This window comes from Bacillus sp. MSP13, from assembly GCF_000815295.1.
In the GTDB taxonomy this organism is placed as follows: Bacteria; Bacillota; Bacilli; order Bacillales; family Bacillaceae; genus Bacillus; species Bacillus vallismortis.
On the sequence record NZ_JXAQ01000004.1, the window covers coordinates 437,108 to 458,657 of the forward strand.

The 21,550-nt window shown below is 44.0% G+C and carries 29 protein-coding genes; 7 read left to right on the forward strand and 22 right to left on the reverse strand.

The genetic code is table 11. The features are described 5' to 3' along the window. Positions 1-398: 398 nt before the first annotated feature. Positions 399-737, reverse strand: a complete 339-nt coding sequence (gene yodB, locus SC79_RS05460) for a transcriptional regulator YodB (protein ID WP_003220087.1) — start codon at positions 735-737, stop codon at positions 399-401. A 129-nt stretch (positions 738-866) separates the two neighbouring features. Here yodB and SC79_RS05465 point away from each other — a divergent pair, with 129 nt between their 5' ends. After that, complete coding sequence (locus tag SC79_RS05465; protein WP_039074195.1) at positions 867-1,475, forward strand: nitroreductase family protein; 609 nt, start codon at positions 867-869, stop codon at positions 1,473-1,475. Between the two features lie 41 nt (positions 1,476-1,516). Here SC79_RS05465 and SC79_RS05470 read toward each other — a convergent pair whose 3' ends face one another. Then, on the reverse strand, positions 1,517-2,119 hold the full coding sequence (locus SC79_RS05470) for an alpha/beta hydrolase (RefSeq protein WP_039074196.1): 603 nt from the start codon (positions 2,117-2,119) through the stop codon (positions 1,517-1,519). Positions 2,120-2,134: 15 nt separating this feature from the next. Continuing rightward, on the reverse strand, positions 2,135-3,046 hold the full coding sequence (locus SC79_RS05475; protein WP_039074197.1) for a ring-cleaving dioxygenase: 912 nt from the start codon (positions 3,044-3,046) through the stop codon (positions 2,135-2,137). Positions 3,047-3,230: 184 nt separating this feature from the next. Between SC79_RS05475 and SC79_RS05480 the strand changes: the two genes are divergently transcribed. Both SC79_RS05480 and SC79_RS05485 read left to right on the forward strand, forming a co-directional pair. Beyond that, the gene (locus tag SC79_RS05480) at positions 3,231-3,431 is read left to right on the forward strand and encodes a DUF3311 domain-containing protein (protein ID WP_039074198.1); all 201 of its coding nucleotides are present in this window, start codon (positions 3,231-3,233) and stop codon (positions 3,429-3,431) included. Next, on the forward strand, positions 3,431-4,921 hold the full coding sequence (locus tag SC79_RS05485; RefSeq protein WP_039074199.1) for a sodium:solute symporter family protein: 1,491 nt from the start codon (positions 3,431-3,433) through the stop codon (positions 4,919-4,921). The genes SC79_RS05480 and SC79_RS05485 overlap by 1 nt, the downstream gene beginning before the upstream one ends. 34 nt (positions 4,922-4,955) lie before the next feature. On the opposite strand, the gene ctpA is transcribed toward SC79_RS05485, so the two are convergent. After that, a complete protein-coding gene (gene ctpA, locus SC79_RS05490; protein WP_039074200.1) occupies positions 4,956-6,356 on the reverse strand; it encodes a carboxy-terminal processing protease CtpA in 1,401 nt (466 codons plus the stop codon). Positions 6,357-6,509: 153 nt separating this feature from the next. Here ctpA and SC79_RS05495 point away from each other — a divergent pair, with 153 nt between their 5' ends. Further along, entirely contained in the window at positions 6,510-7,211 is a 702-nt protein-coding gene (locus SC79_RS05495; protein WP_039074201.1) for a class I SAM-dependent methyltransferase, read from the forward strand. Positions 7,212-7,298: 87 nt separating this feature from the next. After that, a complete protein-coding gene (locus SC79_RS05500; RefSeq protein WP_039074202.1) occupies positions 7,299-7,550 on the forward strand; it encodes a hypothetical protein in 252 nt (83 codons plus the stop codon). A gap of 82 nt (positions 7,551-7,632) precedes the next feature. Here the strand turns inward: SC79_RS05500 and SC79_RS05505 are convergent, their stop codons facing one another. After that, positions 7,633-8,454: a M15 family metallopeptidase gene (locus SC79_RS05505; RefSeq protein WP_039074203.1), complete on the reverse strand. Its 822-nt coding sequence runs from the start codon at positions 8,452-8,454 to the stop codon at positions 7,633-7,635. An 82-nt stretch (positions 8,455-8,536) separates the two neighbouring features. Next, positions 8,537-9,238, reverse strand: a complete 702-nt coding sequence (gene deoD / locus SC79_RS05510; RefSeq protein ID WP_039074204.1) for a purine-nucleoside phosphorylase — start codon at positions 9,236-9,238, stop codon at positions 8,537-8,539. A 200-nt stretch (positions 9,239-9,438) separates the two neighbouring features. Between deoD and SC79_RS19845 the strand changes: the two genes are divergently transcribed. Next, complete coding sequence (locus SC79_RS19845) at positions 9,439-9,564, forward strand: hypothetical protein (protein WP_003218142.1); 126 nt, start codon at positions 9,439-9,441, stop codon at positions 9,562-9,564. 38 nt (positions 9,565-9,602) lie between these two features. On the opposite strand, the gene yodL is transcribed toward SC79_RS19845, so the two are convergent. The 3 genes from yodL to SC79_RS19850 all read right to left on the reverse strand — a co-directional run bounded on the left by yodL (position 9,603) and on the right by SC79_RS19850 (position 10,845). Further along, on the reverse strand, positions 9,603-9,917 hold the full coding sequence (gene yodL / locus SC79_RS05515) for a shape determination protein YodL (RefSeq protein WP_010328037.1): 315 nt from the start codon (positions 9,915-9,917) through the stop codon (positions 9,603-9,605). 60 nt (positions 9,918-9,977) lie between these two features. After that, positions 9,978-10,589 (reverse strand): phosphatase PAP2 family protein, encoded by a 612-nt coding sequence (locus tag SC79_RS05520; protein ID WP_039074279.1) that lies wholly within the window; start codon positions 10,587-10,589, stop codon positions 9,978-9,980. A gap of 79 nt (positions 10,590-10,668) precedes the next feature. After that, on the reverse strand, positions 10,669-10,845 hold the full coding sequence (locus tag SC79_RS19850) for a YozD family protein (protein WP_003241581.1): 177 nt from the start codon (positions 10,843-10,845) through the stop codon (positions 10,669-10,671). A 121-nt stretch (positions 10,846-10,966) separates the two neighbouring features. Here SC79_RS19850 and SC79_RS05525 point away from each other — a divergent pair, with 121 nt between their 5' ends. Continuing rightward, positions 10,967-11,110 carry a hypothetical protein gene (locus SC79_RS05525; protein WP_039074206.1) on the forward strand — a complete coding sequence of 48 codons (144 nt, stop codon included), beginning with the start codon at positions 10,967-10,969 and terminating at the stop codon, positions 11,108-11,110. On the opposite strand, the gene SC79_RS05530 is transcribed toward SC79_RS05525, so the two are convergent. The 13 genes from SC79_RS05530 to cgeC all read right to left on the reverse strand — a co-directional run bounded on the left by SC79_RS05530 (position 11,107) and on the right by cgeC (position 21,541). Next, positions 11,107-11,787 (reverse strand): hypothetical protein, encoded by a 681-nt coding sequence (locus SC79_RS05530; RefSeq protein ID WP_039074207.1) that lies wholly within the window; start codon positions 11,785-11,787, stop codon positions 11,107-11,109. The two genes, SC79_RS05525 and SC79_RS05530, sit on opposite strands and share 4 nt — an antisense overlap. A 149-nt stretch (positions 11,788-11,936) precedes the next feature. Continuing rightward, complete coding sequence (locus tag SC79_RS05535; protein ID WP_010331315.1) at positions 11,937-12,161, reverse strand: YozE family protein; 225 nt, start codon at positions 12,159-12,161, stop codon at positions 11,937-11,939. Positions 12,162-12,247: 86 nt separating this feature from the next. After that, a complete protein-coding gene (locus SC79_RS05540; protein WP_039074208.1) occupies positions 12,248-12,526 on the reverse strand; it encodes a YokU family protein in 279 nt (92 codons plus the stop codon). After that, entirely contained in the window at positions 12,523-13,938 is a 1,416-nt protein-coding gene (gene ablA / locus SC79_RS05545; protein WP_039074209.1) for a lysine 2,3-aminomutase, read from the reverse strand. The genes SC79_RS05540 and ablA overlap by 4 nt, the downstream gene beginning before the upstream one ends. A gap of 30 nt (positions 13,939-13,968) precedes the next feature. Further along, complete coding sequence (ablB, locus tag SC79_RS05550; RefSeq protein WP_039074210.1) at positions 13,969-14,796, reverse strand: putative beta-lysine N-acetyltransferase; 828 nt, start codon at positions 14,794-14,796, stop codon at positions 13,969-13,971. After that, positions 14,774-16,090 carry a peptidase gene (locus tag SC79_RS05555; protein WP_082022553.1) on the reverse strand — a complete coding sequence of 439 codons (1,317 nt, stop codon included), beginning with the start codon at positions 16,088-16,090 and terminating at the stop codon, positions 14,774-14,776. Before SC79_RS05555 ends, ablB begins: the two co-directional genes overlap by 23 nt. A gap of 7 nt (positions 16,091-16,097) precedes the next feature. Further along, positions 16,098-16,751, reverse strand: coding sequence for a 3-oxoacid CoA-transferase subunit B (locus SC79_RS05560; RefSeq protein ID WP_039074212.1), 654 nt, complete (start codon positions 16,749-16,751; stop codon positions 16,098-16,100). Next, a complete protein-coding gene (locus SC79_RS05565; protein ID WP_039074213.1) occupies positions 16,736-17,425 on the reverse strand; it encodes a CoA transferase subunit A in 690 nt (229 codons plus the stop codon). Before SC79_RS05565 ends, SC79_RS05560 begins: the two co-directional genes overlap by 16 nt. A 17-nt stretch (positions 17,426-17,442) precedes the next feature. Then, complete coding sequence (locus SC79_RS05570) at positions 17,443-18,765, reverse strand: aspartate aminotransferase family protein (RefSeq protein ID WP_039074214.1); 1,323 nt, start codon at positions 18,763-18,765, stop codon at positions 17,443-17,445. Positions 18,766-18,892: 127 nt separating this feature from the next. Then, positions 18,893-19,006, reverse strand: coding sequence for a YjcZ family sporulation protein (locus SC79_RS21125; RefSeq protein WP_039074280.1), 114 nt, complete (start codon positions 19,004-19,006; stop codon positions 18,893-18,895). A 79-nt stretch (positions 19,007-19,085) separates the two neighbouring features. Continuing rightward, positions 19,086-19,865: a GNAT family N-acetyltransferase gene (locus SC79_RS05580; RefSeq protein WP_039074281.1), complete on the reverse strand. Its 780-nt coding sequence runs from the start codon at positions 19,863-19,865 to the stop codon at positions 19,086-19,088. Positions 19,866-19,893: 28 nt separating this feature from the next. Next, on the reverse strand, positions 19,894-21,174 hold the full coding sequence (locus SC79_RS05585; RefSeq protein WP_039074215.1) for a glycosyltransferase family A protein: 1,281 nt from the start codon (positions 21,172-21,174) through the stop codon (positions 19,894-19,896). 64 nt (positions 21,175-21,238) lie between these two features. After that, a complete protein-coding gene (gene cgeC, locus SC79_RS05590) occupies positions 21,239-21,541 on the reverse strand; it encodes a spore maturation protein CgeC (RefSeq protein WP_039074216.1) in 303 nt (100 codons plus the stop codon). Positions 21,542-21,550 lie beyond the last annotated feature (9 nt).

The window sequence follows — 21,550 nt, forward strand, 5'->3', positions numbered from 1 at the left end:
TCATTATCAGAATGAAAACAGCCGGCAAGACGGGGATAATGAGTAATTAAAATGCGGCAGATGGAGCCTGAATTCCTTATTTACATCCAGTTTCGATGCCCGTCTCTCTAATGTAAGCTGACTAGGTTTTGACCGTACATATAAAATACAGGCAGATAGAGCTGATTTGGTGATGTGCATAACGGGATAAATGATTCTATCCATTAACAATAGGTTAGCTGCTAATCACTTTTTCACGCGATCTTTTTCGATATTTGTATATCTCCTTCACATGACCATTACTTTTGCTCATCTGTAAAAGCCACTCTGACAAATATAAAAAGTCATGTAAACGGCATGAATCACCCTTCACATGACTTTACATTGAAACAAAGGCTCTTTCCCGGACGCCTCTTTCCTTATTTCTCTTCTTCGCACACTGTTTCACCGGGCTCGCAAAATTGGTCGGCCCACGCTTGCATCTCTTGGAATACAGCTTGAAGCGCCGTTCCTTTTTCAGTCAGCGTGTAAATAACTTTGACCGGCGTTTCAGGAAGAACCTGCCGCTCGACGATCTCGTTTTGTTCAAGCTCTTTTAGGCGCTCCGCCAGCATTTTTTGGCTGATCATCGGAATTGTTTCCGTAATCTCTTTAAACCGTTTCGGCCCATCCATAAGCACATGGATGATCAGACCGTTCCATCGTTTTCCCAGCAATGAGAAAGCGGATTCCATTTTAGGGCACATTGTATTTCCCACAAGTCCTCATCCCTTCATCTATTGATTGACATGTTTTCCATGATCCATTACAATAATCTTTCAAGTTACATTTAGTAAGCTTCTAACTTTTCTATTATCATACCACGTTTATCCGAAGGAGGAAACACTATGACGAATACTCTGGACGTTTTAAAAGCACGTGCTTCTGTAAAGGAGTATGATACGAATGCCCCCATCTCTAAGGAGGAGCTGACTGAGCTATTGGATCTTGCCACTAAAGCGCCTTCAGCTTGGAACCTTCAGCATTGGCATTTCACCGTATTTCACAGCGATGAAGCAAAAGCGGAACTTCTTCCTGTAGCCTATAATCAAAAACAAATCGTTGAGTCTTCAGCTGTTGTTGCTATTTTAGGCGATTTAAAGGCAAATGAAAACGGCGAAAACGTATATGCTGAATTGGTAAACCAGGGCTATATTACAGATGAAATCAAACAAACTTTGCTCGGCCAAATTAATGGTGCCTATCAAAGTGAACAATTCGCTCGTGATTCCGCTTTCTTAAATGCTTCTTTAGCGGCTATGCAGCTTATGATTGCCGCAAAAGCAAAAGGTTATGACACTTGCGCAATCGGCGGATTTAACAAAGAGCAGTTCCAAAAGCAATTTGATATCAGTGAGCGCTATGTTCCGGTTATGCTCATTTCAATCGGAAAAGCAGTGAAACCTGCCCATCAAAGCAACCGCTTGCCGCTTTCAAACGTGTCAACTTGGCTGTAAGGATATGAAAAACCTTAGTCCGTATTCGGACTAAGGTTTTTTTATACAATCACATCTTTGTACCATTCGCGAGCCTGTTCAGCTTCATGCTGCGTCAGCTGATGGCCCCCATCCTGCCAAAAAACGGAGGCTGACGCCCCGCTGTCACGCAAATAGCGATGAAGCTCATCTGATTCTTCCTTCGTGCAGAGAGGGTCGTATTTTCCGGCACCGATAAAAACAGGAAGTCCTGTCATGTCAGGCAGCTTGATACCACGTATCGGAACCATCGGATGATGGAGAATAGCCCCTTTTAAGACATCTTTATAATGAAAAAGCAGGCTTGCCGCAATATTTGCGCCGTTTGAATAACCGACCGCAATCACTCGGCCACGGTCAAATTGATACATTTCTGCTGCCTCGTCGATGAATTCTTTCAGTTCTCTTGTCCGCTCCACGAGGTCCTTTTCATCAAAGACCCCTTCACTCAGACGTTTAAAAAAGCGCGGCATTCCATTTTCAAGCACTGATCCTCTGACACCAAGCAAATGGGCATGAGGGTCTATAAACCGTCCTAGCGAAAGCAGATCGTGCTCATTTCCGCCAGTGCCATGTAACAGCAACAGTACGTTGTCAGATGTCCCTTTTTCAAAAATATGGTTCATTGTAAATTCCCCCTTTTATAGTTCAGGCAAAACGTCTGTCATTTGTTTTCGATGTTTCTCCAGCCATTCAGGCAGTTTTAATGAAGTCCCTAGCTCAGCAAACGTTTCATCTGTCATAAAGCCCGGTTCATCTGTGGCGATTTCAAATAAGATACCGCCTTTCTCCCTGAAATAAACGGATGTGAAATATTCTCTGTCAAGGATTTCTGACGAAGGAAGATGATTTTCGGCAAGAATCGGCAGCCATTTCGCCTGTTCCTCTTTCGTTGTCCGAAATGCTACATGGTGCACCGTGCCATAACCTCCCACCCCTCTTTTTTCAGGGTGTAAATGTACGTCAATGATGCCCCCGATGGCCGCTGATGATGTCAGCCTGACAATCTGGTCTTCTACCGCCGCTTTGGTGTATCCGAGGCTTTCGGTTAACAATTGAATGGTCGCCTGCGGGGCATAGGAATACAGCAGCACGCCTTTCATCCCTGTGATCGCTTCATGTTCTGAAATACCGTCAGGCGCCCACCCGCTTTTGCCGCTTTTTTCATTCTCCATGATCGCTAGCGGAAGGCCTTCCGTATCACAAAAAACCAGACCCTTTTCACCGAATAACGTTTTCTCCTCGGGATCCAGCCCATTTTTCTCAAGGCGTTTCCTCCAAAAAGACAGGGAGCCTTTAGGAACTGAAAAGTAGACCCGACCCGCTTGGCCTTTGCCCACCGTTCCCTGTCCGCTTCCCTGGAACGGAAAAAAGGTTATAATGGTACCGGGATCTCCATTTTGATTTCCGAAATAAAAATGATATGTTCCGGGATCATCAAAGTTGACTGTTTTTTTAACAAGCCGAAGCCCAAGCACTTCTGTATAAAACCGCAAATTTTCTTGCGGATCTTTGGCGAATGCTGTGACATGATGCAAACCTTCTGTTTTCATGCTTCCACTCCTATTTATCTCGATTTCAAGATATTTATTATTTTAAACCTTTACCATGCAGGATGCAAACCATGTGTTTTTGATTGAATAATTAAAAAAATCACTTTTTTCTAATAATGATCTTGTGATCTTTTCTTACAACTGCTATTATAGTGAGCATTATCATGATTCAGGAGGAAAAGAAATGGTTAAAAAAGCATTTATTGTTATTCTCATTCTTTTGCCATTCGTTCAGCTTGCCCTATTGCCGCTTGTGAATCGAATGGAACCGATTATGTTCGGCCTTCCGTTTTTCCACTTCTGGCTGCTGTTGTGGATTATTATTACGCCGTTATGCTCGTTCGGCATATACCAGATGCAAAAAAAAGATGGAGGACTTGAATAATGCAAGGGAATCTGACTGCACTTCTCATTACAGCTATTATCGTATTAAGCGTTGTCTGTATCGGATTTCTCGCTGGAAGAGACAAATCCTCACGCGCCTCGGTGGAAGAATGGTCTGTTGGCGGCAGGCGCTTCGGCGGCCTTCTCGTCTGGTTTTTAGTAGGCGCCGACCTCTATACGGCCTACACTTTTTTAGGATTGACCAGTACTGCTTTTACCGGCGGTAGTGTTGCATTTTTCGCCATTCCTTATTCTGTTTTGGCCTACTTTATCGCTTACTTCTTCCTGCCAAAACTCTGGAATATTGCGAAAATTCACAAATTAACAACACTGGCGGATTACGCCCGGGAACGTTTTGACAGCAAGCTTTTAGCAAGTCTTGTTGCCATTGTCGGTGTGCTCATGCTCATTCCCTACATATGTCTTCAACTGAGCGGCATTCAAGATACGCTCCAGGTTGCCGGCACCGGATATATAAACGTAAAATTCGTTGTGATCATCTCATTTATTCTTGTTGCTCTTTACACATTTTTCAGCGGGATTAAAGGGCCTACATTTACAGCCATCATTAAAGACATTTTAGTGTGGGTCATTATGCTGTTTATGGTGGTGTCCCTCCCTCTCATTCATTTTAACGGCTGGACGCCGATGATTGACACGTTAGTGAAGGAAGCGCCGCAAATGCTGACGATACCGTCAGAAGGGCCAAAAGGCATCCCTTGGTTTATCACAGCATCTATTGTTTCCGCTCTGGCACTTTTTATGTGGGCACATGCCGCTACAGGTGTTTTCACTGCGAAAAGCGCCGATGCAGTAAGAAAAAACAGCATGTTCTTGCCGCTTTATAATATTGTATTAATTTTGGTCATTTTTCTTGGTTTTATCGCCTTTCTTGTCCTGCCGGAAGATACAAATCCAAGACTGGCACTGCTGCATTTGATTCAAACATCTTACGGCGGTGTGGCACAAGGTTTTGCATATGCCACAATTGCTCTTGCTTCATTGATCCCTTGTTCTATCATGGCCATCGGAGCATCAAATTTATTTGCCAATAACCTGTATCGGGATTTGATTCATCCGAATGTGTCCCAAAGCAAGCTGACCCTTGTCACACGTTCAATGGTGTTTGTTGTTATCGGCCTTGCGCTTCTGTTTGGCATGCTGTTCCCGACTGCCTTAGTGACACTTCAGCTATTAGGCGTATCAGGCATGGTGCAAATCTTCCCAGCGATTGCTGTCAGCCTATTCTGGAAGCATCAAACGAAAGAAGCGACAGTTATCGGATTATTAGTCGGCCTTGCAGTAACATTTATTGTGTATGCCACTCAATCCGCAAATGGTATTTATGAAGGGTTCTGGGGTTTGGCCGCCAACATCATCGCTGTGGTGATCCTGAATCCGCTGTTCGTCAAAAAAGCAGGGTCCAATCCTGTCATTGAAGGTTTATTTGGTAAAAAACAAGAGCCTAACCCAAGTCAGAGGGGCGCATAAAAACCCCATACGCGGCAGACGCGTATGGGGTTTTTCACATCTCTTTTTTCAGTGTTTCAATTGCTTTTTCCATTTGCGTATCATTATTCGACAGTTTCTTTTGAAGTTCTGTCATTAATTTCGTTGTTGTCTCGCCAGTCAATACGCCTGTTTCTTTCAGCTTCTCTTTTTGCTGGAACTGTTTGACGACAGATACAAAATCCTGGTCATACGTACTGTTAACTTTTACGTTGTAGCCAAGTGCTTTGAACATTTGCTGAGCGACTTTGATGTTTGTGCCTGAATCACCGGATTTATACGTTTTATCCGCGTCCAAAAACGGCAGCTTCGCGTAATCAGGCAGCTCTGCTTTCACTTGGGGCTTGACCCCTTTTTTATGAATCCATTCACCGTCAGCCGTCAGCCATTTGGCGACTGTCAGTTTGACAGTAGAGCCGTCATCATATTCTTTTGCAGTCTGCACCGTGCCTTTGCCAAATGTCGTTTCCCCGATTAACGGTATGCCTGACGATTCATGGAGGGCAGCGGCCATAATTTCCGCGGCGCTGGCTGTGCCGTCATTGACTAAAACGACGGTAGGTTTGGTTATTGTTCGTTCTTTGTCAGCCTTCATGACTTCTTTAGAACCGTTTTTATATTGAACCTGCATGATGTTTTTTCCTTTATCAATGAACATGTTGCTCATTGTAATCGCCTGTTCCATTAAACCGCCCGGGTTGCCCCTTAAGTCTAAAATATAGCCTTCAGCGCCTTTTTCCTCTAAACTGTCAATGGCGCTTTTCAGCTCTTTTGCCGTTGTTTCAGAGAAAGAAGTAATTTGAATTTCTCCGATATTGTTGTCTTTCATCTCGGAATAGACGGTCTCTACAGGAATGGTATCGCGCTTAATGGAAACATCGATATGACCGACACCCGCTCTGTTAAGCTCAAGCTTCACTTTTGTGCCCTTTTTTCCGCGGATTAAAGCGACGGCTTCATTTACATTCATGCCTTTGACGCTTTTTCCGTTCACCTTAAGGATCTGGTCCTTCGGCTTGATCCCCGCTTTTTCAGCAGGTGAACCTTTAATTGGCGACACAATAAGGATTTCACCGTCTTTTTCCTCTACTTGCGCTCCGATCCCTTCAAAGGATGCAGAAATGGTCTCGTCGAATGATTTTGCTTCCTCTTGATCCATATATGTCGAATACGGATCATCCAGAGATTCAATCATTCCTTTAATTGCTCCGTCTACTAATTTGTCATCGTCTGTCTTTTGGTAGTAATCACCTTTGATTTGCTCATACGCTTTATTTAACTTGTCGAACTGACTGTCTCCCGCACGAATTGATTTTTGGCCCAGGATACTGGAATTGCCCGTAATAAATAAAGTAAGCGCCGAAGCGACAACCGCAGTGATCAGCACTATAAAAAACAGTTTAAATTGCCGTTTCAATTAAACACCACCTTTTTCTTCTTACAATATTATCATAGACGATTTCTTATTCGTCAACTCGGAGCAAAAAAGAATGAGAAACGCCCTTCTTTCGCTTTTCATAAACCCTATGTCTTTATATGACATATGATAAAGAAAAAGGAGGATTCGATATTGAGCCGATATTTAGAAATGCTGTCCTTATTCGGTGTCGCAGGAGCGCATCCGGGCGGACTGGCTTTTTCAAAAGCGGTCTTGCAAAAAGCCGTGCCCTCCCCGGATCAGCCGATTCTTGATGCCGGATGCGGAACAGGACAAACAGCGGCTTATTTAGGCCATTTGCTTTACCCTGTAACAGTTGTTGATAAAGACCCTATCATGCTTGAGAAAGCGAAAAAAAGATTTGCAAATGAAGGGCTCGCCATCCCTTCATATCAAGCTGAACTGGAACGCCTCCCGTTTTCTTCCGAGTCCTTTTCATGCGTATTGTCCGAGTCAGTCCTCAGTTTTTCCCATCTGTCATCCTCTCTTCAGGAAATGTCAAGAGTATTGAAGCCCGGCGGGATGCTGATTGGTATTGAAGCAGCTTTAAAAAAACCGATGCCGCCCGCAGAAAAAAAGGAAATGATGGATTTCTACGGTTTTACTTGCTTACATGAAGAACTCGAGTGGCATAAACTCCTGAGAACCTATGGCTTTCAAAAAACGGAAGCGATATCACTTCTTCCGGACGACATGGAATTTGAGCCAACCACAGAAATGGATTTATCGCAAACGATTGCCCCTATCTATTACGATACACTTCAAACACATTATGAACTCATGCAGATCTATAGTGAGTACATGGGACATTGTATCTTTATCGCGTATAAGTAAAACGGCGTATCACCCCCTGTTTTCGTCCAACCTTTTTATCCTGTCTATCATATGCTGATAGAAAGTCAGTATAGGAGGGAAACAAGATTGGAGAGATATTACCATCTTTGCAGGAACCACCAAGGTAAAGTCGTCAGAATTACTGAAAGAGGCGGAAGAGTGCACGTCGGCAGAATTACCCGTGTCACAAGAGACAGGGTTTATATAACACCTGCCGGCGCGGGTCCTAGAGGTTTCGGTTACGGATATTGGGGCGGCTATGGAGGATACGGAGCAGCTTACGGTATTTCCCTCGGTTTAATTACAGGAGTGGCTCTGGCTGGTTTATTCTTCTGGTAAGCATAGACTTATTGTCTGTGCAAGCGCCAGATTCATCAAACACAATGAAGCCCGCTTATCAAATTGTAAGCGGGCTTTCTATTTAGATTTTCTTCACTTTTTCAAAATACTCTTCCAGCGTTAAATCATTGTCATGGATGACTTTTGCGGCCTTTTTGCCTACATAGCGCAAGTGCCATGGCTCATATTTGTATTTCGTAATATCTTCTTTATTTTTAAGATAGCGAATGATAAAACCATATTTATAAGCATTGTCTTGCACCCATTTTCCGTCTGCCGTGCTTCCAAACGCTTCATTAATCTGAAAGCCATTGCTCCGGCTTGAGATGTCCATCGCTAGGCCTGTTTGGTGCTCGCTTTCACCCGGGTAAGCAACCGCTTCCCTTGCCTTCTTTTCCCCTTTTAGGTTTACTTCATTGTTAAAAATGACTTTCTGTCTGTCATACGCGCGGTATCCCGAGACAGCTGCCAGTTCATAGCCTTCCTTTTTCGCAGCAGCGAACATCGTCTTTAATGCGCCGGCCGCTTCCTTCCTGATGTAACGTTTTTGAATCTTTTCTTCAAAAGAAAACTCAACATCAGGTATAACAAGATCACTAGGTTCATAGTTTTCGGGCAAAGCGTATTCTTTATTGACCAAAGCGAGTATATTTTCTGGATTTTGAATGGTTTCCAGACCATCTACTTGTTTAGTATCATTGAAATATTTGCTTTCCAATGAAAACTCACTGTCCTGCTTGTTTTCTTTTTTGCTGTCAGCTGTTTTTTGTTCTGTTTGCTTCGTTTCTGCTGTGGTTTTCGTATCCTTTTGAGCATCTCCGTTTGACATGCTGCAGCCGGCTCCGACTAATGCCGTCACACTCAGAGCCGCTGCCAGCGAGAACCACTTACCGGTCTTTTTCATACTCCATTTCCTTCCTTTTATCAATCGTTTCCGCATTCATAAAGAAGAGGCTGCCGGCATCCAGCACGCCTCTTGATTTATTTTATTGTGATACGGAATGTAAAGCCACTTCTATCATATCATGAAATGTGGTTTGACGCTCTTCCGCTGTTGTTTCTTCTCCTGTTAGTACGTGGTCACTCACAGTGAGTATTGACAGCGCTTTTCTTCCGTGCTTCGCTGCTAATGTATACAATGCGGTTGTTTCCATCTCAACGCCGAGCACGCCGTATTTTGCAAGCTTTTCGATTTGCGAATCGTCGTTATAGAACTGATCAGCTGTAAATACGCTTCCTACAGTTATCGGCACACCTTTATCCTTTGCGGCATCATAAGCATTTTTTAAAAGCTCGAAATCTGCGCATGGGGCAAAATCAATGCTTCCAAAAGCAACCCTGTTCATTTGTGAATCAGTTGAGGAGGTCATAGCCAAAATGACGTCCCGCACCTTGACATCTTTACGGATAGCGCCGCAAGAACCTACTCTAATTAAGTTTTGTACGTCATAGCTTTGAATTAGTTCATTCACATAAATCGAAATAGAAGGAACGCCCATTCCCGTGCCTTGCACGGAAATTTTCTTGCCTTTATATGTACCCGTAAATCCATACATGCCTCTGACTTCATTGTAGCATTCTACATCTTCAAGATACGTTTCAGCAATAAATTTTGCTCGGAGAGGATCTCCCGGCAAAAGCACTGTATCCGCAATCTGTCCTTTTTCAGCACCTATATGTACACTCATCTCTTATCCTCCTAAATCTAAATTATCATCCAGTCCGTTCATTTTACAACGAATGTCATGATGAGACAAACTTCAGCATTGATTATAAAGGAATATAGTGAAAAAAGAAATGCTCTGAGGCTGTTCGGGCACTTCCTGTGAAAAACGGGATAAACGAGGTGTTTATTTGAAAACCTAACCGCAGGAAGGAGGGATAAGACATGGGTAAAAAACAGCGCAACCGGATTACCGGTCAAAAAAAGAACAATCACATACCTGCAAAAGATGTCATTGCAGCTGAAGAGGCGCACGGGAAAGAATATTCCGCTGCCAAACGCAAGCCTTAAACTGCTGAAAACTGCGGAAGTCCGCAGTTTTCTTTTTGTTATGTCGTTTGCACAATCAGACGATTGATTTTCCTCCATCCGGCGGGAAGCAGTTTGTAATATGTCTTGCCTTTTCTGCCTTCATCAATCAGAATCACGTCTCCTGTGGCAACAAATCTCGCATCATAATCACTTGGAACGGTGTCAAATACATTAAACAAAGAGAATGCCCTTTTCAGCACATCTTGATGACCGCTCCCGTTCAGTTCAGTTCGATAGACGGCTCTGTAGCCTTTTTTTTCGCCAAACCGGGGTGTTTGAAATATTGTCACGTCATAGGAACAAGACTTCTTTTTAAACACGGATAACATCATCAAGATCCCCTCCCTTTTATTTCTATAACATATTGGCGTTTTTGCCGCGTTTTCCTCTCTCTATTTTTGTCGAAACCGCTTCATCTTTTCGTCAAAATCTTTTACTAGGAAAAATAGAAGCAGGCCGAGACTAAAGCCTCCTAGCACATCGGTCACAAAGTGAACCCCCAAGTATACTCTGCTTATGCCGACCAAAACTGTGATCACGCCGGCTATGGTGTATACGATTTTTTTATGTTTGGACAAAAACGGAATGTGTTTCACTAAAAAGTAGGCTAAGACAGGATAAACACAGGCAGCATTCATGGAGTGGCCGCTCGGAAAGCTGAAGGATGATTCATGTACCAGCGGAGCAAAATCAGGCCTCACTCGTTCGATCCATTCTTTTAAGACTTTGTTTAATAGCCGATCCGCACCGAATATCAAGAGCATCAAAAGGCCGTCCCCTGTTTTTTTGTAAAAAAACAGGCCCGCTCCAATGATTGCGATAAGAGGGAGCAGAATAAAAGAAGCACCAAGATGCGTAATCCCTGTCATGACCTCATTAAGCCATGGGTGACGGGTCAAAACAGCCGCCTTGCTTATCGCTTCATCCGCTGATTGAACAGCATTTGTATGAATGGCCGCAGCTAGAAAAAGAAAGAAAAGTAACAGGCTTACGGGCTTGTACAACATGTAAACCACCTCAATTATCACAGAATTCATAAAACACGAATAATAAAACCGGAGCTGACCACTCCGGTTTTAAGCTTCAATCATCTTCATCCAGCTCTTCATCTATCATACATTTTTCTATCAAATAATCAAAGGTAATGTCAGCGATTTCAAACAGCTCATCCTCACTCGGTATGTAGCCCCGTCGCGCAAGCTCTCTGTAAAAAAATTCAGCGATTTCCTCTGTATCAATCACAAGATCTATTTCTTTCATCTCCGTACCGCCTCCTTTTTTATGTTTTATGAAAAAACAGGCTGAATTATACCCGGTGTTCTAAACTATTCTTTCAATCATATACATTGAATAAAAAACAAGCCACGGGAGGCTGACGGGAATGATTGCTAAAATGATGGAAGCACTGGACGGAGAAAGATTCGATATCATCATGGAAAAAACGCTTAAAGGAATGACGCTTGTGATGATATGGGGCTGTCTGCCTTATTTTTTATATGTCTTGATCTGCATGTTCACAAACTAACTGAAATGCTCTTTTAAACTTTCCAGAACAAATATCATCATATCCTTATATTCTTCATCTCGAAACATGTCATACAGAATTTTGTAGTCGTTATAAATATCGAGAAGCTCATCAACAATTGATACAGCAAGGATGTGAAGGGTATCTTGATCTTCATCATCGCCTTCAAACTGAAGAAGAGCAGACGATGCAATATCTTCGCCGATCTCATGGCCAGTTTCTCCGACATAGTGGACAAACAACAGCTGGTGTACAAACTGGTCCATTTCATATTTTCTCAGCACCAGCGTGAGATCCTCTTCCTCCGTTTCAAGCCACTCTCCATCCTTTAAACGGGTCAGCTCATAAATGATATCTTCCCAGCCATCTTCTAAATATCTCCAAATTTCTGTTCTGTGGCCGATAATGCGGAAGAGTTCTTTTCCATAATCTTTTACATAAACAACATCCCCAATAAGGAATTCATACTCAATATCCAGCTTTTCCATGTCGACAATGACACCCTCATAATCTTTGTACAGCTGAATGGACGATTCAAAGTATAAGACTTCATTATGATTGACTTCATAAAGATAGTAATGATCAATTTGGTGTACTTTTGTGATGGTGCCTACTGTTCCATACATAATGACGACTACGACATCCCCTACTTGGAATTTCGGTTTATTTTGCTTCATGGTGTCTCCCCCTCGCCGCAACATTTCTCATACGCTATCGTATGCCGGGTGACGCCAATTCGCATGGGCATGAAAACCAAAGGAAATATCCAATTATGGTTAGATTAGGACATAAAAAAATCCGCAGGAATCTGCGGACGAAACAGCTATTATCTGCCGTGAACTTCAGCCTCGTATTGATCCCAAGCTTCATCAAACGTCGCCATCGTGTGAAGGTAATCAGCGTTCAGCTCCAAATATGAACTGATTTCATGATAATCGGTTGAGGTTTTCGGAAAGCTGTGATCCTCATACGCCTGATTGGCAAATTCACTGATGCTGTCCTGCGGCTTCGGGTGTCTATATTTCAATAAATAGTGATAAAAGGATTTCATGGGTTTCCCCTCCTGATGTCTGTCTTTTGTTGTTCTATTATACAGTTCAAGTGTAAAAATACAACAAAAGAATACCGAAACATCATTCAGGAGAAGTCAAAATAGTTGCGTTTCAGAATCCTTTCTGTCTCCATGAGCTGCTGGTAGGTCAGGCTTTGAGGCAGTTTTTTTGTTTGAATCAAAAGCAGCTGATCCTCAATCACCTTTATTGTGGCTTCCTCCTGATAGGTCATTCCGCAGGAAGCACACACCATGGCGGGGGTGTCAGTCAGCTCTATGGCTCTTGATCCGTCAGGGAGCTCCCAGTACACCGTGTTCCTGCCGGGTACTGCTTCAAGCTCGCCGCACCATTCGCATGTTTTCATGAAGAATCCCCTCCGCTTTCAGCCTCTTTCTGTTTTTTCTGCTGCGCCAAAAATTTCTTTTCTTTAAGCTGATCTCTTTTCTCACGCCGGTCTTTTAATGTTTCATGCTCCGGATTCGCTGTAAACGCCTCCCGCCTTTTGATTCTGGCTACGTTTTCCGGTGTAAATGAAACCTCTTTGTCAGCAAAAATGGCACTCAGTCCAATTGGCTCCTTTTTGTCAGCGATGTCAGGAAAAACGGACGCAAAATAGGCGTCAGCCTGATTAGGAATGTAATTCTCCGGTTCTGGATATGACGTAATCACACCTTCAAAATTTCTTAAGATGACTTTGTCAGGGCTTTGCGACAGGACATAGTTTGGCTGCAGGGCGATTTTCCCCCCGCCGCCTGGTGCGTCAACGACAAAGGTCGGAACCGCATAGCCCGAGGTATGGCCTCGCAGCCCTTCAATAATCTCCAAACCTTTGGAAACAGGAGCTCTGAAATGTCCGATCCCCTCTGACAGGTCACACTGATAAATATAATACGGACGGACTCTGATTTTTACCAAGTCGTGCATGAGTTTTTTCATGATGGGAATCGAATCATTAATACCGGCTAACACGACGGCCTGATTTCCGACCGGCACTCCTGCGTTCACTAATTTTTCACAGGCCTCAACGGATTCCTCTGTCATTTCGATGCTTGTATTGAAATGGGTGTTCAGCCAGACTGGATGATATTTTTTCAAGATCTCGCACAGCTGATCGGTAATGCGCTGCGGAAAGACGACCGGAGCCCTCGTTCCGATCCTAATGACTTCCAAATGCGGAATGCTGCGCAGCTCTTTTAAGATGTATTCTAAAATTTGGTCATTGATTAGCAGTCCGTCACCGCCTGAAATTAAACAATCGCGGATTTCAGGTGTTTCCCGGATATAAGCAATTGCAGCATCAAGCTGTTTTTTAGGAACTCCCATTCCGATTTGTCCGGAAAAACGCCTTCTTGTGCAGTAGCGGCAGTACATGGAACATTGATTGGTGACAAGAAACAGGACACGGTCGGGATAGCGGTGTGTCAGTCCGGGTACCGGTGAATCTTCATCCTCATGGAGGGGATCTTCCAGATCGTATTTTGTTTTGTGCATTTCTTCAGAAAGAGGCACTGACTGCATGCGGACCGGGCATCTCGGGTTATCGGGGTCCATTAAAGAAGCATAATATGGTGTAATATTTAAGGGGATCGTTTTGGTAGAGATTCTAACGCCTTCCTCTTCATCCTCGGTCAAGTGAATGACTTTTTTTAAGTCATCAACCGTTCTTACTGTATGTGTTAACTGCCAAAGCCAATCGTTCCATTTCTCTTCCGGAACGTCCTTCCATAACTCGATCTCCTTCCAATGCCGTTTCGGTTTATACCATTTGCTTTCCAAATGAATTCCTCCCTCGCGCATCGTTTTGACTTACAGGTGCTTGCACCAAATGTTCATGTTTTCAAGACCTTCCGCTATATAGCAATTATTAATCAGCCTTCCGCCATACTGATAACCGGAATGATACAATACAGCATTCATCCCAAAAGAGGCAGCCCGGGCGAGAGAAAACACGTGAAAGATTGCTTTCTCGGCCATTTCTTTTTCTAATGCCTCGATTAAAAAGCTTGTCAGCGAATGGCCTCGATATTCCGGAAGCACAGCGCAGTCGGTTATTTCTGCATGACCGAGCTCTGGATTGATGTCTGCGCTTGCTGCGCTGATCAGGCGGTCATGATCAAACATGACATAATACATCACATTTTCATTCATCGTCTTTTCAATGTATGCGGGATCAAATACAGGGGTCGGGTACGTACGGAATACTTTTTTAAACAACATCGAAAGCTGATACATGTCGTTTATTTCCGCTTTTCTCATCGTAAAGTTTGGACTGTTTTCGCTACAGGGGTGAGGTGCTGTGCGGTATAAGGCTTCGATCATCTCCTGTTCCTTTATATATGAATCTGTTTGCCTGCGTTTTTCTGTGAGGTAACGCGCCATGACACAAGCCGAGTGGCCGAGATAATAGCCCTCGAGAAAACCCTCCGGCGCAAACAATTGTCTGGCAAGCACAGCTTCATCTTGCAGTTTCGTATAGACGATGATTTTTTCCGCATCCTCTTCTTTTGCCGCTGCCACGATATCAGGCAGGGCCTGCTCAATAGCGCCGTCATAACGGACAACTCTTATTCGCCTATTAAAGCTGTCATGGTCCAGAACAGCTGTGACACCATTACTCATTATCGACTTGAGCATCCTCATTCTCCCCCTCCCCGCCTGTATGAAGCCCGCACCAATCGATCACAAAAAGAGCGATAATCTTAGCAGATTCTATCATGGCTTCAATCTCAATGTATTCATTTGCTTGATGAGCTGTTTTTGTTTCTCCTGGCCCGAAAACGATCACGGGCGTATCGCCTGCATGGTATAAAAGCCCTCCATCCGTTCCCCATGGCGAGGCTTCGATGATCGGCTCTGTCTGTTTCATTTTTTGATAGGCTGATTGCAGCACTGAAATCAAAGGATGGTCATTAGGCAAATCGTTCGGAAGCCATTGAGCGCCGAACCACTCAACTTTAATCGGATGGCGTTTAAACCATTCATCACGGTAATCTAAATCCTTCAGCCAGTTTTCCAATTCAAGTTTTACTGCTTCTGGCTTCTCATGGGGCGCAATTCCGCATCTCCCTTCTATGACGACACGGTCTGCAACTGAAGAAGGCCACGCTCCGCCTGAGATGGTGCCGATATTCACCGGTACAGGTATTGGGACATTGTCGTACAGCGGATCTGAGATTCTGGCATTGCGGACTTTTTCCAGCTCCTGTATGGCTCTGATCACATGCATGCTTTTTTCAATCGCGCTTACCCCTTCATAGCGTGTGCCTCCATGTGCCGCTAATCCCTTCACTGTGATCCGAAACCACATCGACCCCTGCTGCTTTATAAAAAGTTTCATGTTCGTCGGTTCCGGAATCAGCGCCCCGTCAGCACGATACCCTCTCATGATGGCAGACAGTGTTCCCGCTCCGCCGCACTCTTCATCGACAACACTTTGAAATAACACATCACCTTTCAATTTGACATCGCAGGCGTTCAGGGCTTCTAAAGCAAAAAGAAGGGCTGTATTGCCTCCCTTCATATCCGTTGAGCCGCGGCCGTATATTTTACCGTTTTCTTCTACAGCTTGAAACGGTTCATGCTTCCAATCATTCACGCTTCCTTCAGGCACAACATCGATATGGCCGTTTAAAATCAGCGACCGGCCCCCGCCCGCTCCCGTTTTTTTTGCAACGATGTTCGGACTCTCATGAAAATCGGAGCGGTCTGATTTAAAGTAGGGATGCTGTTTTAATTGCTTTAGGCTTGGCTCCCACACGTCAATGTCCATATGAAATTGCCGCAGTTTTTCCAGCACAACAGCTTGGGCATTAAATTCTGAACCCAATGTGCTTTTTTCTCCAATCAGCCTTTTGAGAAGACGAATGGCTTTGGCCGAATGCTGATCAAGCCACTCGATTACTTTTTTCTCAATGTCTTGCATCCTCATTCCCCCTTTAAGAAAAAGGCATATCTATTTTGATTTCAGCTTCAGTCAGCCTTCTCACCTCGGTGATTGTCGAGCCATTCATCACCTCTTTTAAAATGAAATGACGGCCATCGACCTCAAGAACGGCTTTTTCAGTAATGATCATATCTACACAGCCTGCTGCGGTTAATGGAAGCGTGCATGTTTCGGTTAATTTAGGCCTTCCTTTTTGATCTGTATGACTCATGACGACAACCACTTTTTTCGCTTTTTGGGCCAGTTCCATCGCACCGCCCATACCCGGCACCTTTTTTCCCGGGACAAGCCAATTCGCCAAATCGCCTGACTGGCTCACCTGCAGGGCGCCTAAAATGGTAATGTCAATTTTGCCTCTTCTGATCATCGCAAAAGACACCGTTGTATCAAAATAAGACGCACCGTTAACAGCGCGGACCGGAAATCCAGCCGCGTTGCATAAATGTTCATCCTCATCTCCCTTTTCAGGGCTTTCGCCAATGCCGAGCACACCGTTTTCAGCCTGCAGCATGACCTGGATACCAGGCGGCAAAAAGTTTGGCACCAAAGATGGGATGCCGATACCGAGATTCACAATCATGCCCGGCTTGATTTCAGAAGCGGCCCGTTTTGCGATCTGTTCTCTCTCTGCTACTCCCAAGCCCATTTCCACTTCACTCCTTCGCTTCTCACAACCCCCTCGACAAAAACCCCCGGTGTAACAATCCTTTCTTCTGAAATCTCTCCCATCGGGACGATACGCTGAGCTTCGGCAAAGGTTCTCCTTGCGGCCATCGCCATAAGCGGATTCATATTACGCGCTGTTTTGTCATACGTTAAATTGCCGAATTCATCTCCAATGTGCGCATTGATGAAAGCAAAATCAGCCGTCAGCGCCTCTTCAATCAAATATCGCTTTCCTGCCATAGACATGATGTTCTTTCCCTCACAAACCATTTGATTATCAATCCCCACGTCAGTTAAAATGCCGCCTAGCCCCGCTCCACCGGCGCGAATCCGTTCTGCAAGCGTTCCCTGGGGTGAAAATTGAACCTCTAACGACCCGTCTGTCATTTGTTTTCCCGCTACTGGATTAGAACCGATATGCGATGCGATCAGGGTTTTGACTCGTTGATTGACAATAAGCGGCCCGATCCCTATTTCCGGAAACCCGGCATCATTGCAAATAACGGTTAAATCCGTTACACCGCTGTCTAATATAGCTTCAATCAATGAAGGAGGCGAGCCGACTCCTCCAAAACCGCCAAACATCAGGACCGATCCGTCCTGGACATCTGCAATTGCCGTTTCGATGCTGATTGTTTTTTGAAATGGCGCCATTTGATTTCAATCCCTTTTCAGTTTTTTTCAATCGCTGCAACTGTTTCTGAAAAAATTGATATGAGTTCTTCAGTCTCACGATCTGAAATGGTAAAAGGCGGAGCAATAATGACAGCATCTCCTTCCCCGCTGTCTATTCCCGCTTTGGCAGGATAAACAATCAGTCCGCGTTTTTTCGCCTCGGCTACAATACGCTGGGTAATAGCCTGCTCTGGCGAAAAAACGTTCCTCGTGTTCTTGTCTGCTACAAATTCAATGCCTAATAGCAGTCCTTTCCCTCGTACATCACCAATGATGCTGCTTTGAGAAGCTGCCTCAATAAGCTTCTTTTTCAGCACAGCTCCCTTTTTTTCTGATTGCTTGATCAAGCCGTGCTTTAACACATACCGCAAAACTTCCAGAGCCGCTTTGGCTGAATAGGGATGTGCACTATATGTGTGGCCGCTCATAATCACACCCGAACCTTGTTTTATCGTTTCAATAATAGGATCTGATACAACGGCAGCAGCAATAGGCGCATACCCCGCACCAAGGCCCTTACCCAGTACAGCTATATCAGGAACGGTGTGCCAGTGTTCTGTCGCGAGCATCCTCCCTGTTCTTCCAAGACCTGTCATCACTTCATCTGCAATAAAGAGTATTTCGTGTGTGCGGCATACCTCAGTTAATCTCTCATAATATCCCGGTGGCGGGGTGATCGCTGCACCTGCGGCACCGATAATAGGCTCAGCCACAAAGGCGGCGATAAATTGGCTTCCGATTCTTTTGATGGCCGTTTCCAGTTCATCAGCGGCAGTTTGAACAATTTCTTCATCCGTCCTATCATTCAGCCGATACATGTGGGGAGCTGAGATAGCGGGATATCGCTCAATGAGATGGGTGAATCGGTATCTCCTCTCATAAAAACCAGATAATGAAAGCGCTCCCAAAGTTATTCCGTGATAACTGCTCCACCGCGACAAAAAGATGGATTTTTGGATTTGCTTTTTTTCCTGCCAATACTGAATGGCGATTTTCATCGCTGTTTCTATGGCTTCTGATCCGCTGTTGACAAAAAAAGACCAATTCACGTCTCCCGGCAGCTCCTGCGCTAAGAGAGCGGCTAATTGCTCGGCAGGCTCGCTCGTAAACTGTGAGCGGTAAGCAAAAGACACCTGATCAAGCTGTTCTTTCAGCCTCTCAGTCACATGACGAACCCCGTGGCCGATATTGCATGTCACCGCACCTGATGAGCCGTCTAGATATCTTTTTCCGGTCTGATCATAAACATATGAACCCTTCGCATGACTGACAACCGGATAGGCAGAACAAAGCTCCGGCTTAATCAAATAACTGCTCATGTTTCCACCTCAAAAACCCTTTTGACATATTATATGAGTGTCCAAATTGCGGCATGACGTTCACTGAAAAACTTTTCTCACAAAAAAGAGCCTTCCTGAATGGAAAGGCTCTTTTAGAAATTCATATTTAGCCAATAAAAGCGGCTCCGACAATAATTAATAAAATGAACAAGACAACAATCAATACAAACGTATTTGTCCCGCAGCCAGTTCCGTAACCGTATCCAGCGTATCCATGCATGCTGTTTTCATCCTTTCTTATCACGATATACGGCATGTTATGCGGGCCAAGTCCCAAATGGTTGGTACAAACGCCTATTTTATGAAAGGAAATAATGAAAAACAGTGTGTATCCGCTCATATTTTTTAAATGTCAGCTTTTCGTAAAAATAGGTTGCACCGTCAGCGCTTGTAGCCACTAAATAGGCCGCTTCCATTCCGAGCGATTTTGCGATGGACAGCATTTCTTTCACTAAGATACTGCCATAGCCCTTCCTTTGAAACTGATCCAAAATGGCAACTTCTTCGATTTTAGCCGTTTTTTCTTGCGGATGGATGAAAAGTTCGCCGCACCCAATGGGAATCTTCTGTGATGGATCGCTGTAACAAACAACAAGGATGACCGTACCCGTTTCATAAAAGGGATATTTTCTTTTTAATTTTTGTTCAGCGATCGCTTCCCCGATATAAATGGAATCATAAATTTTCATGATAGAAGATCCATCACTGAGACTTTTAGCCGTCCCCCATGCCGTTAACGGATGCCCCATCTGCCCTTTCCAATCACTAAGCTTCATATCGTACAACAGCTCATCCTCGACAACAAACCCGCTTTTGACAAGGGATTGCTTCAACCCGAGCGGAAAAACATGCTGCGGCGCCGCTTTTAAATGGAGATAATTTGCATGAAGCAGCTTTGGTACGGATGGCAAAAAGTCCAATAACCGCTTCAATGGAAACGTATCATGGAGCTGAACAAAGTTATGAGAAAAAATGTGCGGCAGCTTCGGATCTCTATATACGCTGTAATGATCAAACGAAGCCGATTCAGACGTTAACAATATATATTGATGTTCTGTTTTTGAATAGTCTCCTGTCATGAACGTCTCCTTTTTATGGCCTGTGCCTTTACTCAGCTGCAATATTCAATTTCTTCATAATCTCATCGTACACCGGATAAAACGGCTTTCCAATTGGAAATTGCTGAATATTACGAAAAGAAGCGGGGATTGGCTTATGATATAAAAAGAATTTCCTTACTACTTGTTCACGTATCGGGTGAAAGACGCCGTTTAGAAATAAAAACGGTTCGCGTTCTATGAAAAAAAGCCTGCGTCCAGGCGGATTTTCGATCAAACCAGATCGTTCCCGCGTAATTGGCAGCCCTTCTGGCAGCGCCTTCAGTTCTTCTTCTCCAATGGTCACTATGTCTTTTCTTTTAAATTGATAAAACTGAAAAGCATACTGATCAGCAATCCGTCTTTTTTTTCCGGCTTCGATATAGAATATTGCAGGGTGGTCAGCTCCCTTTACTAACATATAGTTCGGAATGTTTAACATTTTCCCAATCCTATATTGGAATAAATACGGATCTGGAACGGCCACAGTCCGATTTAGATACAAAGAACCCCACCTTTCCCCGACAGGATGCCTCACACCCAGATCAAAAAAATACACATTTTGATCTGAGCCTTTTACAAAAGATCCGTCAATTAAATCGGCGGGCAGAAACCGATACGCATTTTGAAATGAATCGGGGGTTTTATAGGTTGTATCTAATACTTCATTTATCGGCAGAAACGGAGCAAAGTTGTTCATTCTGGCCCAAAAAATTGAGTCGCCATGATTCCAATGCTTCATATCATCATCCCAATAGCTTCCATATTTATGGCGAATACGATCAAGTAACGAACGGCGATGCATAACTGAGCAATGATCGACTAGAAAAGCAGCCTGATGAAGCACTGTATTGGCATTTCTATAAAAATGGGAGATTGCCTCTCCCCTTTCGTTTACCTGTACAACTTTTTGTTTTGAATAAACAGCCTGCGCCTCAGGATGATGTAAAAACATCTCTACCATACGGCTCAGCCGCTCAGGATGATAAACAGTGTCATCAGTGAGATAGGAAATGAAATCGCCGTCGGCAGATGGGAGTGCACTGTTAATTAATGTGGCATAACGGGTGGTTTTTAATCGATCTGCGGGATGTACGAAACTATTTTCATAACGAACGCGAGGGTCATGAAGGTATTTATGAATCACTGCAATTGTTTCATCATAAGAATGATCATCCATGATCAAGAGCTCCCAGAGTTCATGCGTTTGCTTCATGACGCTTTCGATCGCTTTTTGCAGATAGTAAGGTTTATTATAACTCGTTAAAATAATGGACACTTTCTCTCCCAATATACAGCCCCCCTATCGTCACACATCAAAACGGCTCCGCAGCAAGCAGAGCCTCTGTCATCATTTAAAAAGCACCCCAGCTTACAATACTTGAGAGTGAGACATGAGATCTCGTATGATTTAACGGGTTTTGAAAAATAACCAAATCACTCAGAACTTCTTTTATGATGACGTTTTGAAGCGTCTCCCCATTTATCAGATGAACGGTTGAAACCGGTACGCCAAGCTCTTTTGCAAATACAAGCTGGCGCCTGAGATCAGATGGATGCTCAGTAGACGATTGGCGAATAAGCAAAATCAGCAAAAGCAAAATAAAATGCAGTTCATCTTGGTTTTCTTCTTGATTCACGTGGTTCTCAATATCCAAACATTCCCT

Bases quoted from the DNA above. Each gene is read 5' to 3' on its own strand.
- SC79_RS05465 (WP_039074195.1), top strand. From the start codon at position 867: ATGACGAATACTCTGGACGTTTTAAAAGCACGTGCTTCTGTAAAGGAG.
- SC79_RS05470 (WP_039074196.1), bottom strand. From the start codon at position 2,119: ATGAACCATATTTTTGAAAAAGGGACATCTGACAACGTACTGTTGCTG.
- SC79_RS05475 (WP_039074197.1), bottom strand. From the start codon at position 3,046: ATGAAAACAGAAGGTTTGCATCATGTCACAGCATTCGCCAAAGATCCG.
- SC79_RS05480 (WP_039074198.1), top strand. From the start codon at position 3,231: ATGGTTAAAAAAGCATTTATTGTTATTCTCATTCTTTTGCCATTCGTT.
- SC79_RS05485 (WP_039074199.1), top strand. From the start codon at position 3,431: ATGCAAGGGAATCTGACTGCACTTCTCATTACAGCTATTATCGTATTA.
- SC79_RS05505 (WP_039074203.1), bottom strand. From the start codon at position 8,454: ATGAAAAAGACCGGTAAGTGGTTCTCGCTGGCAGCGGCTCTGAGTGTG.
- deoD (WP_039074204.1), bottom strand. From the start codon at position 9,238: ATGAGTGTACATATAGGTGCTGAAAAAGGACAGATTGCGGATACAGTG.
- SC79_RS19845 (WP_003218142.1), top strand. From the start codon at position 9,439: ATGGGTAAAAAACAGCGCAACCGGATTACCGGTCAAAAAAAGAACAAT.
- yodL (WP_010328037.1), bottom strand. From the start codon at position 9,917: ATGATGTTATCCGTGTTTAAAAAGAAGTCTTGTTCCTATGACGTGACA.
- SC79_RS19850 (WP_003241581.1), bottom strand. From the start codon at position 10,845: ATGAAAGAAATAGATCTTGTGATTGATACAGAGGAAATCGCTGAATTT.
- SC79_RS05525 (WP_039074206.1), top strand. From the start codon at position 10,967: ATGATTGCTAAAATGATGGAAGCACTGGACGGAGAAAGATTCGATATC.
- SC79_RS05530 (WP_039074207.1), bottom strand. From the start codon at position 11,787: ATGAAGCAAAATAAACCGAAATTCCAAGTAGGGGATGTCGTAGTCGTC.
- SC79_RS05535 (WP_010331315.1), bottom strand. From the start codon at position 12,161: ATGAAATCCTTTTATCACTATTTATTGAAATATAGACACCCGAAGCCG.
- SC79_RS05540 (WP_039074208.1), bottom strand. From the start codon at position 12,526: ATGAAAACATGCGAATGGTGCGGCGAGCTTGAAGCAGTACCCGGCAGG.
- ablB (WP_039074210.1), bottom strand. From the start codon at position 14,796: ATGCTCAAGTCGATAATGAGTAATGGTGTCACAGCTGTTCTGGACCAT.
- SC79_RS05555 (WP_082022553.1), bottom strand. From the start codon at position 16,090: ATGAGGATGCAAGACATTGAGAAAAAAGTAATCGAGTGGCTTGATCAG.
- SC79_RS05560 (WP_039074212.1), bottom strand. From the start codon at position 16,751: ATGGGCTTGGGAGTAGCAGAGAGAGAACAGATCGCAAAACGGGCCGCT.
- SC79_RS05565 (WP_039074213.1), bottom strand. From the start codon at position 17,425: ATGGCGCCATTTCAAAAAACAATCAGCATCGAAACGGCAATTGCAGAT.
- SC79_RS05570 (WP_039074214.1), bottom strand. From the start codon at position 18,765: ATGAGCAGTTATTTGATTAAGCCGGAGCTTTGTTCTGCCTATCCGGTT.
- SC79_RS21125 (WP_039074280.1), bottom strand. From the start codon at position 19,006: ATGCATGGATACGCTGGATACGGTTACGGAACTGGCTGCGGGACAAAT.
- SC79_RS05580 (WP_039074281.1), bottom strand. From the start codon at position 19,865: ATGACAGGAGACTATTCAAAAACAGAACATCAATATATATTGTTAACG.